At 54.7% G+C, this 13,935-nt stretch carries 12 protein-coding genes; 8 read left to right on the top strand and 4 right to left on the bottom strand.

From position 1 onward, the window contains the following. Positions 1-33: 33 nt before the first annotated feature. Complete coding sequence (gene pheT / locus J2I47_RS01510; protein ID WP_207362776.1) at positions 34-2,472, bottom strand: phenylalanine--tRNA ligase subunit beta; 2,439 nt, start codon at positions 2,470-2,472, stop codon at positions 34-36. Between the two features lie 78 nt (positions 2,473-2,550). Beyond that, positions 2,551-3,180: a DUF1684 domain-containing protein gene (locus J2I47_RS01505; RefSeq protein WP_207362775.1), complete on the bottom strand. Its 630-nt coding sequence runs from the start codon at positions 3,178-3,180 to the stop codon at positions 2,551-2,553. A 108-nt stretch (positions 3,181-3,288) separates the two neighbouring features. Here J2I47_RS01505 and J2I47_RS01500 point away from each other — a divergent pair, with 108 nt between their 5' ends. From J2I47_RS01500 to J2I47_RS01470, 7 genes are all read left to right on the top strand, one after another. Next, positions 3,289-3,687, top strand: a complete 399-nt coding sequence (locus J2I47_RS01500; protein WP_207362774.1) for a sugar 3,4-ketoisomerase — start codon at positions 3,289-3,291, stop codon at positions 3,685-3,687. Next, on the top strand, positions 3,684-4,775 hold the full coding sequence (locus tag J2I47_RS01495) for a DegT/DnrJ/EryC1/StrS family aminotransferase (RefSeq protein WP_207362773.1): 1,092 nt from the start codon (positions 3,684-3,686) through the stop codon (positions 4,773-4,775). The genes J2I47_RS01500 and J2I47_RS01495 overlap by 4 nt, the downstream gene beginning before the upstream one ends. A 117-nt stretch (positions 4,776-4,892) precedes the next feature. Beyond that, positions 4,893-6,767, top strand: a complete 1,875-nt coding sequence (locus J2I47_RS01490; RefSeq protein ID WP_207362772.1) for a T9SS type B sorting domain-containing protein — start codon at positions 4,893-4,895, stop codon at positions 6,765-6,767. A 73-nt stretch (positions 6,768-6,840) separates the two neighbouring features. After that, complete coding sequence (locus J2I47_RS01485) at positions 6,841-7,431, top strand: riboflavin synthase (protein ID WP_207363170.1); 591 nt, start codon at positions 6,841-6,843, stop codon at positions 7,429-7,431. Positions 7,432-7,535: 104 nt separating this feature from the next. Next, positions 7,536-8,315, top strand: coding sequence for a PASTA domain-containing protein (locus tag J2I47_RS01480; protein WP_207362771.1), 780 nt, complete (start codon positions 7,536-7,538; stop codon positions 8,313-8,315). Beyond that, on the top strand, positions 8,305-10,164 hold the full coding sequence (locus J2I47_RS01475; protein ID WP_207362770.1) for a T9SS type A sorting domain-containing protein: 1,860 nt from the start codon (positions 8,305-8,307) through the stop codon (positions 10,162-10,164). Before J2I47_RS01480 ends, J2I47_RS01475 begins: the two co-directional genes overlap by 11 nt. A 21-nt stretch (positions 10,165-10,185) precedes the next feature. Further along, the gene (locus J2I47_RS01470) at positions 10,186-10,476 is read left to right on the top strand and encodes a rhodanese-like domain-containing protein (RefSeq protein ID WP_207362769.1); all 291 of its coding nucleotides are present in this window, start codon (positions 10,186-10,188) and stop codon (positions 10,474-10,476) included. A 66-nt stretch (positions 10,477-10,542) separates the two neighbouring features. Here the strand turns inward: J2I47_RS01470 and miaA are convergent, their stop codons facing one another. Next, positions 10,543-11,439, bottom strand: coding sequence for a tRNA (adenosine(37)-N6)-dimethylallyltransferase MiaA (miaA, locus tag J2I47_RS01465; protein ID WP_207363169.1), 897 nt, complete (start codon positions 11,437-11,439; stop codon positions 10,543-10,545). Positions 11,440-11,885: 446 nt separating this feature from the next. Here miaA and J2I47_RS01460 point away from each other — a divergent pair, with 446 nt between their 5' ends. Further along, on the top strand, positions 11,886-12,218 hold the full coding sequence (locus J2I47_RS01460) for a winged helix-turn-helix transcriptional regulator (RefSeq protein ID WP_207362768.1): 333 nt from the start codon (positions 11,886-11,888) through the stop codon (positions 12,216-12,218). A 144-nt stretch (positions 12,219-12,362) separates the two neighbouring features. Here J2I47_RS01460 and J2I47_RS01455 read toward each other — a convergent pair whose 3' ends face one another. After that, positions 12,363-13,862, bottom strand: coding sequence for a peptide MFS transporter (locus tag J2I47_RS01455; protein WP_207362767.1), 1,500 nt, complete (start codon positions 13,860-13,862; stop codon positions 12,363-12,365). Between the last annotated feature and the right edge of the window lie 73 nt (positions 13,863-13,935).

The raw sequence follows: 13,935 nt of genomic DNA, 5'->3' as shown, positions 1-13,935 counted from the left end.
CCAACAGAAGACAATAAACAGCAAACGGTAAACCTATTTTCGAATTGTCGCTCCCAGTTCGCGCTCGAAGGCGGTGATGAGACGTTGCATGGTTTTGTCAATTACGGTGTCGGTCAGGGTTTGGGTGGGGTCCTGCAAGGTAAAGCTCACGGCGTAGGCTTTCTTGTCGGCACCCAACTGTGGTCCTTCAAACACATCAAATACAGTTAAACGCTGTAACAATTTTCGTTCCGTTTGGCGCGCAAGTCGATTAATTTGTTCAAAAGTGACGCCCTTATCGATCACCAGCGACAGATCGCGGCGCACGTCGGGGAAACGGGGTACTTCAGTGTAAGAAAGACCGGCACGGTACTGTTTCAGCAGTGCTTTCCAATCGAAATCAGCGTAGTAAACCGGCTGCTTTGCATCAGCTAACTTAGCCAATTTTGGCTGTACTAACCCAAAGGTGACAACCGGCTTTTGATTAAGCGTATACGTCAACCCATACTGAAAGATCGTGCTGTCGGCGGGTTGCTGACCCGTTGGCTGCACCCGCATCACCGACAATACTTGCCCTACAGCTGCCATAAGATCATGGAAGTCAACCGGTTGTGGTTTATGCTGCCAGGTTTCGGCGGTCTTGTCACCTACCAGCGCGAGGGCCAAACGGGGGCTTTCGACGTATTTGCCAGCTTTGCCGTCGGTGGCAGCCTGGCGGCCGTAGGTGGTGCCAAACTCAAACAGGCGCAGGTCACGCTGACGGCGGTTGAGGTTGTACACTAGTGCGTCGATCACCGAAAACAACAGCGATTGCCGCATCACGGAAAGCTCTTCGCTCAATGGGTTCAGCAGCCGCACATCGGCAAGCGGCAACGAGGGCCGCAGGGCATCGTGGTAGGCCGGACGGGTCATGGACAGCGACATCGTTTCCACGAAACCATTGGCGGCCAGCAACTGCCCCACGCGGGTCTGCAACTGATTGGCGTCTACCACCGGGAAGTCCGACAGGGTGTCGGCGGCGAGATGGTCAGACAAGGGCACGTTGTCGAGGCCGTAGATGCGCAGAATCTCTTCTACCACGTCGGCTTCGCGCGTTACATCAACGCGATAGGGCGGTACGAGCGCGGTGAAGCCATTTTCGGTCAGATCGACGGTTTGAATGTCGAGCGCATGGAGAATGTCGTGTATGCGTTCGTAATCTATCTGGATGCCGATGAGCCGATTGACGTTTTTGTACGAAACTGCCACCCGGAAATCCTCAATGGGGTTAGGGTACAGATCCACCAGGTCAGACGTGACGGTGCCACCTGCCACTTCCCCAATCAGCAGGGCGGCATATTTCAGCGCGAAGGGCGGCATGTTGGGGTCAGTGCCGCGCTCATAGCGAAACGACGCGTCGGTTTTCAGGCCGTGATGCTGAGCCGTTTTCCGGATCGACGCGGGCGAGAAATAGGCACATTCCAGAAAAATCCGCGTGGTCTTCTCCGATACGCCCGACGTTTTTCCACCGAACACCCCCCCAATACACATGCCCTCCGTGCCATCGCCGTTGCAGATCATCAGGTCGGTGGCGGTCAGTTTGCGCTCAGTACCGTCGAGGGTGACAAAGGGCGTTCCGGCAGGCAGTGATTTCACTACCACGGCCCCCGACGTAATGGCATCGGCGTCGAAAGCGTGCATGGGTTGACCCAGGCCGTGAAGTACGTAGTTCGTTACGTCGACCACGTTGTTAATGGGCGTAAGACCAATGCTGAGCAGCCGTTTCTTCAGCCAGTCCGGCGACTCCTTCACGGTTAACCCACTCATGGTCAGACCCGTATAGTGCGGACAAGCTTCCGCGTCTTCCACCCGAACGTCGAGCGTAAAGTCCGTGGAATGAACCTGGAACGCCTCTGTGGACGGCCATTGCACGGGCTTGCCCAACACGGCGCGGAGGTCGCGGGCCACGCCAAGGTGCGAAGCGGCATCGGCGCGGTTGGGCGTGAGGCCAATCTCGATCCGGTGGTCGGCTTCGAGCTGGAAAAAGCGGGCGGCGGGCGTGCCGTTGGGTACGTCGGTGGTGAGCACCATAATGCCTGCGTGCGACTGCCCCAGGCCAATTTCGTCCTCAGCGCAGATCATACCTTCCGACGCGGCACCACGAATTTTTGCCTTTTTGATCTGTAGCGGTTCACCGTTGGTTGGGTAGAGTGTCGCGCCCACGGTGGCTACCACCACGCGTTGCCCGGCAGCCACGTTGGGGGCACCACATACGATGTTCAAAGGCTGATCGTCCCCAACGTCGACGGTGGTAAGGCTCAGTTTATCGGCGTCGGGATGACGCTGACAGGTCAATACAGTGCCAATAACCACGCCTGCAAGCCCGCCCGGCACGGCCTCAACGGTTTCGATACCGTCTACTTCAAGGCCGGTACCGGTCAACAGCTTACTTAGCTCGTCGGGCGTCTGGTCAACGTCGATAAACTGAGCAAGCCAATTATAGGAAATGTTCATGTGTCAGCTTTAATGTACAAAAATAACGAGTGAATGAGCGATTGAGTGACTGAGCGAATAGCCTGGTCGCTCAATCGCTCAGTCATGCGCCACATACCGCTCCCCGGCCCGCACCGCCACGTCGAGTTTGTTTTCGGGTGGAGGCAGGGGGCAGGCGTAGGTGGGGTTGTAGGCACAGTAGGGATTATAGGCGGCGTTGAAATCGAGGGTTACGGTGTTGTCTTTCACCGCGTTCGGTTCAATATCGAGATAGCGGCCACCGCCATACGATTCGTGGCCTGCGGTGGCATCCTGAAAAAGTACCGTCAGTGATTTCTGGTAGGTGAGCAGCAACAGTCGGCATGGTTTTCCGGCCAGGGTAAAGTTGGCGTGACCGTATTTTTCGTACACCTCTTCCGAGCCATCGGTCATCCTGATAACCAGTTTTTCCCGCTTGTCTTCGGGAAACGGCTCGAGTTTGGCCTGCACCCGAAACGACAGGTCAGCAGGAAAATAAGCCAGCCCGCGGAATGAGGCTTTGTCGGAAATGGGCGAATCGGCGCTGGTGCGCATGAAATCGTCTTTTTTGCGGCGTGCGGCGGCGAGTTCGGTTTGGTAGGCGGCCGGGTCTACGACTGTTTCGGTGGTTTGGCTAGGCAGCAGAAACAGCCAGACGAGACCAATGCCAATGATAGCCAGGATAATCCAGAGAATGGGATTGTTGCGCATGATGCGGCGGGGTGGTTGGGAAGGCTGGCGCAAAATTACGACGCCCATCGTTGTGTGGGGCCTTATCTTGCAGGCTTAAATTACCGTAACGACACGTTGACCTGTAAAATGGCTAACCTCCTAAAACTAACGACTCATACGGCTTCGGCGGGCAACCTGACGCTCTATGACAACGTGCTGCCCGGCGATATAAAGCGGGTATTCTACATCCACGGAGCCGGTACTGAACCACGCGGCGGGCATCGCCACCATACGGCCTGGCACGCATTGATCTGCGTGGCCGGTCATTGCCGCCTCACGATCAGCAACGGTAGCGAAGAGCAGATCATCAGGCTGCAACATCCCGATGAATGCCTGGTGCTGGAACCTCAGGACTGGCGCGTAATGGACCAATTTAGCCCCGATGCCGTGCTGCTGGTGGTTTCGAATACAGTCTATGACCCCGCCGACTATATCTACGAACCGTACCCGGCTTTTCCCGAAACAGCCAAGCTGGCACTGGCATGATTCCCTTTCTGGACCTGTCACGCGTTAATGCCCCCCACATGGCCCGCATCGAGGCAGCTATGCAGGCCGTAGCGCGGTCGGGCTGGTATGTGCTGGGTTCGGCGGTGCAGACGTTTGAGGAAGCCTTTGCCGCTTATGTTGGCGTGAAACACTGCATCGGCGTGGCTAACGGACTGGAGGCACTCACGCTGACCCTGAAAGCCTGGAATCTGCCGCCGGGCAGCGAAGTCATCACGCAGGCTAACGCTTACGTTGCCTCAGTACTGGCTATTAGTCAGGCGGGATTGACACCGGTATTGGTTGATCCTGACCCGGCTACTTACCTGCTCGACGCTGACCGGGTGGCCGCCGCCATTACCCCCCGTACCCGCGTTATCCTGCCTGTTCATCTCTACGGACGTTGCACGCCCATGGCTCCGTTGCGTGCGTTGGCAGACCAGCACAAACTGCTTATTCTGGAAGACGCCGCCCAGGCTCACGGGGCCACCCAACAGGGGCAGCGGGCGGGCAGTTTGGGCCATGCGGCTGGGTTTAGTTTTTACCCCACAAAAAATTTAGGTGCCCTGGGCGATGCCGGCGCGATTACCACCAATGATGACCAGCTGGCTGCTCAGCTACGGCAGTGGCGCAACTACGGGTCGAGCCAGAAATATATCAACGAGGTGCCGGGTCATAACAGTCGTCTAGACGAAATCCAGGCGGCTGTGTTATCGGCGAAACTGCCTTTTCTGGACGCGGAGAATGACCATCGGCGTGCGTTGGCCCGTCGGTATCTGGCTGAGTTGCAATGCGATGATTTGGTGCTTCCCCCCGCCAATACCATTGATGACGACGCCTGGCATTTGTTTGTGGTATGTCATCCCCGTCGTGATGATTTTCGTGCCTACCTGCACCAACACGGGGTGGGCACCGAACTGCACTACCCAATACCGCCCTACCGCCAGCCAGTATACGCCAGCCAATGGTCTCCCGCTGATTTTCCGGTCACAGAGACATTATGCAGAAAAATAACTACTTTACCACTGAGTACTTATATGACCGATTCAGAAATATCCGTCATAACATATGTGATAAATAACTATCGCTGAAACAATCACTATGGTGCGGTACAGCCTCCGATATACCGGCCGCATCATAGCCTGTTTCACCTGTTTACCTGTGGCAGAGTAGTAGGCAACTACCCGCGCCAGCATTTTGGGGCTGCTATGAGACAAATCCTGTACGTATTGCTACTGCTGTGCCTACCGCTGGCCGGGTATTCCGACCATGTTTTCGGGGGCGAGCTGACCATGCGTTATTTGGGGAAAGGGGGTAATTACCGCATTCAGCTCAACCAGTTTGTCGACGGGGCGCATGTGAATGCATCCAACCGTGACTACTCAGCCACAGTCTATATTTTTCGGAAAAAGAATCCTATCCTGATGGATAGTTTCATTCTTAATTTCCGTAAACGGGAAAGCATTAGTTACGAAAATGCGGCCTGTGCCAAAGCACAAAACCTCAGTACGTTCAACGACACCTTCGACACAGACGTACAACTCAATGTGGGTGAATATAATGACCCGGATGGCTATACCCTTGTTTTTGAACGCTGCTGCCGCGACAAGGCCATCACCAACGTAAGCAAGTCGACAGATGTAGGGCTGGTGTTTTATCTGGAGTTCCCGCCGCTGGTACGTGGTGGCGTTGCCGTGGTTAATTCGTCGCCAGTGTTCAGCACACCGGGGGGTAACTACCTTTGCCTGAACAAGTTGTTTACAACAGCGTATAGTGCTACCGACGCTGACGGCGACGAACTGCGTTACTCGCTGGTAACACCCTACCAGGGTTATACCGACGCCACGTTTGTTTATGGCACAGGCACACCGCGGTCAAGCTACCCGTTCATTACCTGGTCACCCGGCTTTGGGCCGACCAACGCCATTCCGGGTTCGCCCGCGCTGCAGGTAGATGCCAAAACGGGGCAGTTGACGGTGAAACCGTCCATGACGGGCTACTTTCTCTTTGCCGTGCAATGCGACGAGTACCGGGCCGGGCAGAAAATCGGAACCATCCGCCGCGATTTCCTCCTGTCGGTAGTCGATTGTCCTATCAACACGCCACCTGCGCCTGTCATTACGCTAAACGGAAAACCTGCTCAAACCGGTACCATCTGCGCGGGTGCTTCACTCTCTCTGGCCGCTGATGCCAGCCCTCTGTGGGCTTATCAGTGGCAACAGGACGGGGTCAATCTGGCCGGAGAAACCGCCCCCTCGCTCACCGTGGCTAACCCTGGGCGGTATACGGTGGTGCGGCGGTCGGTGGTTAACTGCGCCAGCGAGATTGCTTCCTCACCCGTTCAGGTGCAGACGGCACCCCTGCCCGCCGTGGCTGCCGACTCCATCACTCCGGTTTGTGTTGGCAGTTCAGGCATTCCGCTTAGGGGCACTCCCGCCACGGGTGTCTGGTCGGGCAAGGGGGTCATAGGGTCGCGGTTCGACCCCACCGCCGCCGGAGAGGGCGTCCAGCCAGTACGCTACACGGTCACAGACGGCAATGGCTGCCAGAATTCGGTTGTCCGTTGGGTGCACGTAACGCCACCCCTACGGCTGGACGGCGCCCTGACGCATCGGGTGCAGCGCAACGACGCCGTTCGGCTTCAGTTACAACCCAGCATGGCCAATGCTTCCGTCCGTTGGTCGCCCGCGCTATACCTCGACGACCCGGCTATACCCGCACCGCTGTATCGGTCAGGCGAATCGACCACATATACGGTACAGGCACAAACCGCGTCTGGCTGTCAGGCCACGGCCCGTGTTGCGGTGCAGGTGTTCGAACGGTTGTATATTCCTACTGCTTTTTCGCCCAACGGCGATGGCGAAAACGAACAATGGCGACCTATCAACAGCGAAAGTTTTCCCGACTGTGAGGTGTCGGTCTATAACCGCTGGGGGAATCTAGTTTACCAGGGAACGGGCAGCAACGCCGTCTGGGATGGTCGCTATCAGCAGGAAGTGGTTGAGCCGGGCGTGTATCTCTACCAGATCAAAACCGGTCCCAACGAACCCCTGCTTTCGGGGACTTTGACTGTTTTTCGGTAACGCACCAATTCAGTCCCCGAATCATTCGCTGCCTGTGGCTGTTCCCCTGCAATAGCCAAAATTGACCAAATACATGTTTACGGGTATTGTTGAAACGACGGGCCGGGTGGTGGCCATCGACGCCGAGGGAACCAACCTTACGTTCCACATCGAAGCACCAATTGCGCACGAATTAACCATCGACCAGAGCGTGAGCCACAACGGCGTATGTCTCACCGTGACAGCCGTTTCCGACCACGACTACAGCGTTACGGCGGTAGACGAAACCCTCAAGAAAACCAATCTGGGTCAGCTAGCCGTTGGCAACATCGTAAATCTGGAGCGGTGTATGCCCGCTACGGGACGTTTCGATGGGCACATTGTGCAGGGTCACGTCGACCAGACGGGGACGTGTGTGGCCGTACAGGATCTGAATGGAAGCTGGCTGTACGATTTCGAATATGACCCCGCCGTGGGCAATATCACGGTTGAAAAAGGGTCGATTTGTATCAACGGCGTGAGCCTGACCGTTTTCGATTCGCACGACACGGGGTTTCGCGTCACCATCATCCCCTACACCTACGAGCACACCACCTTTCGCAATTTACAGCCCGGCGACGTCGTTAATCTGGAGTTCGACGTTGTGGGGAAATATATCAAGAAGATGCTGGCAGCATATAAGTAGACTTCTGTTTACTGTCTTCCGTCTTCTGTTAGCTTGCGCGGGAGGATTGCTTACGCAAGCCAACAGAAGACTATAAACAAAAGACTTCCTTCTATTTTTGCCGAATGACGAAACTGAGTACCCGTTCCCGCACCGACCTTCTTCTGCATATTGGCATCATTCTGGCACTGACGGTGGTATTGGTGCTGGTCTTCTTTTTCGGCTATCTGCCATACTCGACAAACCACGGCCAAACCATCACGGTACCGGATCTAAAGCACATGAGTTTAGACGAGTTGGAAAATTACCTAGATGACCGCGACCTGCGCTACGAAGTCAGCGACTGCACCTTTGTGTCGGGGGGCGTGCCGCTAACGGTTTTTGCGCAGTACCCGCAACCAGGGTCTAACGTAAAGGAGGGCCGCAAAATATACCTCACCATCATCAAGCGCATGGCACCAACCATGCCCATGCCCAACCTGATTGACCAGACGTCGCGCACGGCCGAACTACAGTTGCGGGCGCTGGGGCTGGTGCTGGGTGAGTTGACGTACGAACCCGATCTGGGAAAGAACAAAGTGCTGAAGCAACTTGTCAACGGCAAGGAACTGGCACCAGGAACCCCCGTAGCTAAAGGCACTACCGTTGACCTGGTGGTAGGCGATGGCGAAGGCAAAGTGTATTTCCCCACGCCCGACGTGACCAACATGAACTTCGAAGAAGCCGTGGCGGCTATCCGGGGTTCGGGCCTGCGGGTAGGGGTGCGCGTACCTGTCGATGATCCGGAACAGGAAGTAGGTACGGTGATTAAACAAAAACCCCGCGCCGATGAACGCATCCGGCTGGGGCAGTCGGTCGATATCTGGGTAGTAGGGCCTATTGATGCCAATGCTGATGCGCAGTAGATTCGTGGCCCTGCTGGGCACTTTATGGCTGTTTTTAGGACAAATGGTCATTGGGCAAACGCTGCCACTCCCTTTCTTCGACGATTTCTCTACGTCTGCCCAAACGGCCTCACCTACACGCTGGGCACCGGGCAGTGGCGTCTACATCAACAACACGCTGACCGTCAATCACCCCACTGTTAACGTCGCCACCTTCGACGGGCTGCGGGCCGATGGGTTTCCGTATGCACTAAACAACGAAAACGCCGAGGGCGGCACCGACACGCTGATGTCCTTGCCAGTGAATATGGCCGGGCTTTCGGCGCGCGACTCGGTCTATATCAGCTTCTACTGGCAGCGTAAGGGTTTGGGCGAAGCCCCCGATGAAAATGACTCTTTGTCGCTGGCGTTCAAAACGGCTGGTGGCACCTGGCTCACTCTTTGGGCTAAATCACTGCCAGTCCATCCACTCGAGCCGCAGAAAGCAAACAACCCAGCCTATAAGGCTGACAGCGCTGCGTACGGCAGAAAACTACAGGTATACAAACTGGATAGCACGGCTTATTACAACCCAAATTTCAACCAGAGTTTTGTAAGAGTCGACGATCCAGCTTTGTTCCATGCCAATGCCCAGTTTCGCTTTGTGAGCAGAGGAAGGCAGTCTGGTGCCTTTGATGAGTGGCATATCGATTACGTATACCTGAACAAAGGGCGCTCAGCCTTCGATAAATACATTCGCGATATAGCTGTTCGTCAGCCGGTTACGCCGCTGCTTCGTCGGTATACCGCCATGCCGATGCGTCAGTTTCAGGCTAAAGCCACCGCCGAACTAGCCGATTCGGTAGCAACGGATATCAACAACCTGTTCAACGACTTCAACTTCACCACGTTCCGGTATCTTCTTCGCGACGAGACGAGCGGGCGGGAACTGCAAAACGTGCTGTCGCCCACGGCCACGCTGGTTCAGGCGCTGGGTCGGCAGAATAAAGCAGGACGGCCAACGGTGCCAGCGGGCCTTGGCGCAAAGGCCGTGCTGAGGTCTACATTCAATGTGACCACGACCGACAATCAGAACAATTCGCTGCCTGGCGTAGACCTGCGCCAGAATGATACCATTTCGGGAGTGACGGTGCTGGACAATTACTATGCCTATGATGATGGCAGCGCCGAAGTGGTGAAGCAGATCAATCAGCGGCTGGCACGGGTAGCCGTACGGTTTGTGAATAACCTGCCCGACGCCGTAACAGGCATACGCATCAACATTGTCCCCACCCGTCGTGACCAGACTGGTCAGCAAGTAGTATTCGGGATATATAACGACACCGGAAATGGGGTACCTGCGCCTCGTCCCGTTGCTCAAAAAAGCTTTTCGCTGACCTACGCCGCCGCCCGCAATGGCTTTGTCGACTACCGGTTTGATTACCCGGTCGATGTGCGCGACACGTTTTATGTGGCCTTCTCGCAACTTGATGACCCGCCTATTCCGGTTGGTTTCGACCGAAACAGTCCTTTCCGGAACCAGATTTATATTAATCTTGGCAATAGCTGGGACGTGTCGCCCGATCGGGATGGGGCGTTGATGATCCGGCCTCTAATGAACAACGGACCCAGCGCGGTTATTACCGCCACCGAACCCGTATTGCCTCTTTCAGTGTTTCCCAATCCAACCAATAGCACCGTCAACTGGCCCGCCACCACCGCCACGCAACTCGATGTGCTCGACGTAGTAGGCCGACCCGTGCTATCCATGCCATTGACAACAGGGCAAACCCGTGCCGACCTTGGGCAGCTACCCGACGGGTTTTACCTGCTTCGGTTTACCGATCCGCAGGGGCCACCCCGAACGTCGAAATTGCTGATCAGACATTAACACTAAATCAATCCCTAACTCATGGATATTACCGTACAGGAACTCCGCGAACGCCTCGAAAAAGGCGAAAACCTTCACCTCATCGACGTGCGCGAACCCAATGAATACGCTGAGGACAACATTGGCGGCATGCTCATTCCCCTTGGCGAATTGCCTTACCGTGTCGACGATCTCGACGGCCTGCAGGATGAGGAAGTGATCGTGCACTGCCGGTCGGGTGCCCGTTCAGCCCGTGCCCAGCAGTTTCTGGAAGAAAACGGCTTCAACAACGTCCGCAACCTGGTGGGCGGCATGCTGGCATATAGGCAGTGATAAATGATGAGTGATGAATGATGAATTTGCTTCCGCCAACGTATTATTCTGGCGAAAGCAAATTCATCATTCATCACTCATCATTACTTTCAAAATGCCTTCCACCTCATCCGGGTGAAACCACTGGAATTCGTTTTGGTGGCGAAACCAGGTAAGTTGGCGTTTGGCGTAGCGGCGGGTATTGCGCTTGAGCAGTTCAACCATTGCCGCGTAGTCATAGGCGCCATCCAGGTAGCCAAAAACCTCCTTGTAACCCACTGTTTGCAGGGCAGCGGTATGCCTGTAGGGCAACAAGGTTTGTACTTCACTGACCAAACCCGCTGCCAGCATGGACTCCACCCGCCTATCAATGCGGGCATAAAGTTCGTCGCGGGGGCGGTCCAGGCCAATGAGTATAGTGCGAAACGGCCGATCTACCCGCTTGCGTTGCCGAAACGACGAATAGGGCCGACCTGTGGTTAGGCATACCTCCAGCGCCCGCATCACCCGCTGGGTATTGTTCAGATCCATCAACTGCGCAAAGGCGGGATCAAGGGCCAGCAATTGCTCTTGCAGGGCCGTAATTCCGTTCTGTTCAAACTGCTGTTGCAGGCGCTGGCGCAGGGCAGGATCACCTTCCGGCATATCATCAAGTCCGTGTAATACGGCATTGACATACAGCCCGGTACCTCCACTCAAAATCAGCAGGTCACGATCCTGAAAAAGCCCATCAATAACGGTCAGCACTTCGCGTTCGTACTGGCCCGCACTAATGGGTGCATGAATTGAGTGAGAATCGATGAAGTGATGCCGCACCCCCGCCATCTCGGCCACGGTTGGTTTGGCAGTGCCAATGGTCATCTCTTGGTATAGCTGCCGCGAATCGGCCGAGATAATCTCGGTTTGAAAGCGCTGAGCCAGGTCTACGCTCAATGCCGTTTTGCCAACCGCAGTTGGTCCGGCAATCACAAGTACCGTTTTGATCAAGGTAGGCCGACTGATGTGAGTTTACGAAATTAAACTACAGAGATTCTGTCTGAGTTCAACGGGAGGCTGGATGATGTATCATAGTATACAACTACAATAGGAATAGTATTGTATTGAAATATTTTTCCTGCTAAATTCGTACAGTAATAGATGTTGATCTGTTGTGGCTAACCGTTTACTCAAATTAGGGTGACGAAAAAGTAGGATGACCAGTTAGCTACCGGGTAAGTTAGTGACCTATCAGATAGTCGTTTACGTACTTTTTTATCAGTATAAACAGCGTGTAAAGGTGAGTGATATAACCACTTTTTAATGGGTTTGTCTATCGGTAACATCTATTAATAAATGTGAATGTTTAGGAACAACTATTACCTTTGCAAAGTCGGTTAATCACTTACAAATCAGTCAGTTACAAACCACAAGGTTAGTGGCGTGTCGTTACAATGAACGGAATAAAACAGCCCGAGTTGATGGTCGACGAAGATCGGCTACTAATAAAAAAAGCGTTAGAAGTTGTTTGCGGAAAGTGGCGTTTGTTCATCCTGCTGCACCTGGCCGAAAAGACCCGCCGTTACAGTGAACTTCGTCGGCTTCTACCCGATGTAAGTGAGAAGGTACTTATTCAGGAACTGAAGGCGCTGGTTGTGCTGGGGGTGCTGGAGAAAGAATCATTCAATGAAGTCCCCCCCCGCGTGGAGTACCGGCTGTCTGAGCGAGGCAAAGCCGTAATGCCCCTCTTATTGCAGATCAAAGAAATTGGTCGGCATTTTGTGTAAGCCATCCTGCGTTTTTCTTCATACGTATAGTATGTAGCGTTATTGGGTTGGATCCACGATTGCTTTGGCTATCCCTAAAAAAGCGGGCGGTTAACTCTTGTACAAGAGTTAACCGCCCGCTTTTTTAGGGATAGCTGTTCTAGGTTACTCGATGCCGCCCATCCAGCGCTTCAGAGGGCGAACAAACAGGAGTAGCAATGCCCCACCGCCCAGTAGCACCAAGGCCACGTTCTGAAAGAGTACGGGCATTTGAGACACGTTTTTTTCGTCGAAACCGCCCGCAAACAGGCCCGCGACGAGATTACCTAATGACGAGCCTACAAACCAAAGGCCCATGAGCTGGCTGGTGTAGCGTTTGGGAGCCAGTTTGGAGAAGGCGCTCAGGCCCACGGGGCTTAAAAAGAGTTCGCCGAGGGTGAAAAACAGGTACGTACCCGTCAGAAACAGGGGTGACGTACGGGTACCGGTAAGGGCTATTTTAGCCGCTATCACCATAATCACATACGCCAGCCCTACCAGCAGCAGCGAGGTGGCAAATTTGGCCGGAACCGGGTAGTTGATTTTCCGATTAGCCAGAAAAATCCAGAGCGAAGCCAGCACCGGCGAGAAGAGCAGAATAAAGGCGGGGTTGAGGTTTTGGAACCAGCTTGACGGAATTTGCCAGCCAAAGAAAACCAGATCGGTATACCGGTCAGCAAAGATTTGCAGCGAAGAGCCTTGCTGCTCATTACCCGCCCAATAGAGGGCGGCTCCCAAAAAGAAGATAAACAGAACGGATACCCGTTTTTTCTCGACGGTATCGAGCCCGCCTGCCAGCAGAATAAACAGGAAGTAGCCCAGCGCAATCATGGAAATAATAGTCCCCATGCCTTTGGCTAGCCCCTGTGCGGTGGTCAGGTCAATAACGCCGGTTAGCTGTAGCGCTCCCAATACAACGACCATAACGGCCAGGAAGGCCAGAATAGGACCATTGTTGCTTGTCGATTTGGCAGTAGTGGCCACAACGGCTTCGGGTACGTTGCCCAGATGACTGAGGTATTTTTGCCCGGCCAGGCGAAAGGTAATGATACCGAGACCCATGCCCACTGCGGCGGCCCCAAAGCCATAGTGCCAGCCTACCTTTTGCCCCAGATACCCTACAATGGTGATGCCCAGCAATGAGCCGAGGTTAATACCCATATAGAATATAGAGAAAGCAGCGTCTTTACGAGCCCCCCCCTCCGGGTACAGTTCCCCCACAAGGGTGCTGATGTTGGGCTTGAGCAAGCCCGTACCCAGCGACACGATCAGCAGACCAATGTAGAATAGACTGGTGCCGCCGGGGACGGCCAGCACAATATGGCCTATCATGATGACGATGCCGCCTAAGAAAATAGACTTGCGCTGGCCCAGAACATTGTCGGCAATCCAACCGCCGGGGAGCGAGAGCAGGTAGACCGATGAAGTGTAGATGCCGTAAATAGCGGCGCCTTCGGCAACGGAAAGTCCCATGCCACCACTCACATTGTCGATCAGAAAAGCCAGCAGGATAGCCCGCATGCCATAGTAGCTAAACCGTTCCCACATTTCGGTGAAAAACAGCACATAAAGCCCCGGCGGATGGCCTACGGAGGCAGTGGAAGGGGCAGTGGTTGTTGGGGTCATGGGAGAAAGGGGGTCAACGTTTAAAGTCCAATGTTTAAAGTTGCTTCGCGTCCGCAATACTCGTGCGGAGCAA

The sequence above is a fragment of the Fibrella rubiginis genome (assembly GCF_017353185.1).
Taxonomy (GTDB): domain Bacteria; phylum Bacteroidota; class Bacteroidia; order Cytophagales; family Spirosomataceae; genus Fibrella; species Fibrella rubiginis.
Note: the sequence above shows the minus strand (reverse complement) of the source record. Positions and strands in the feature narration are given on the sequence as shown.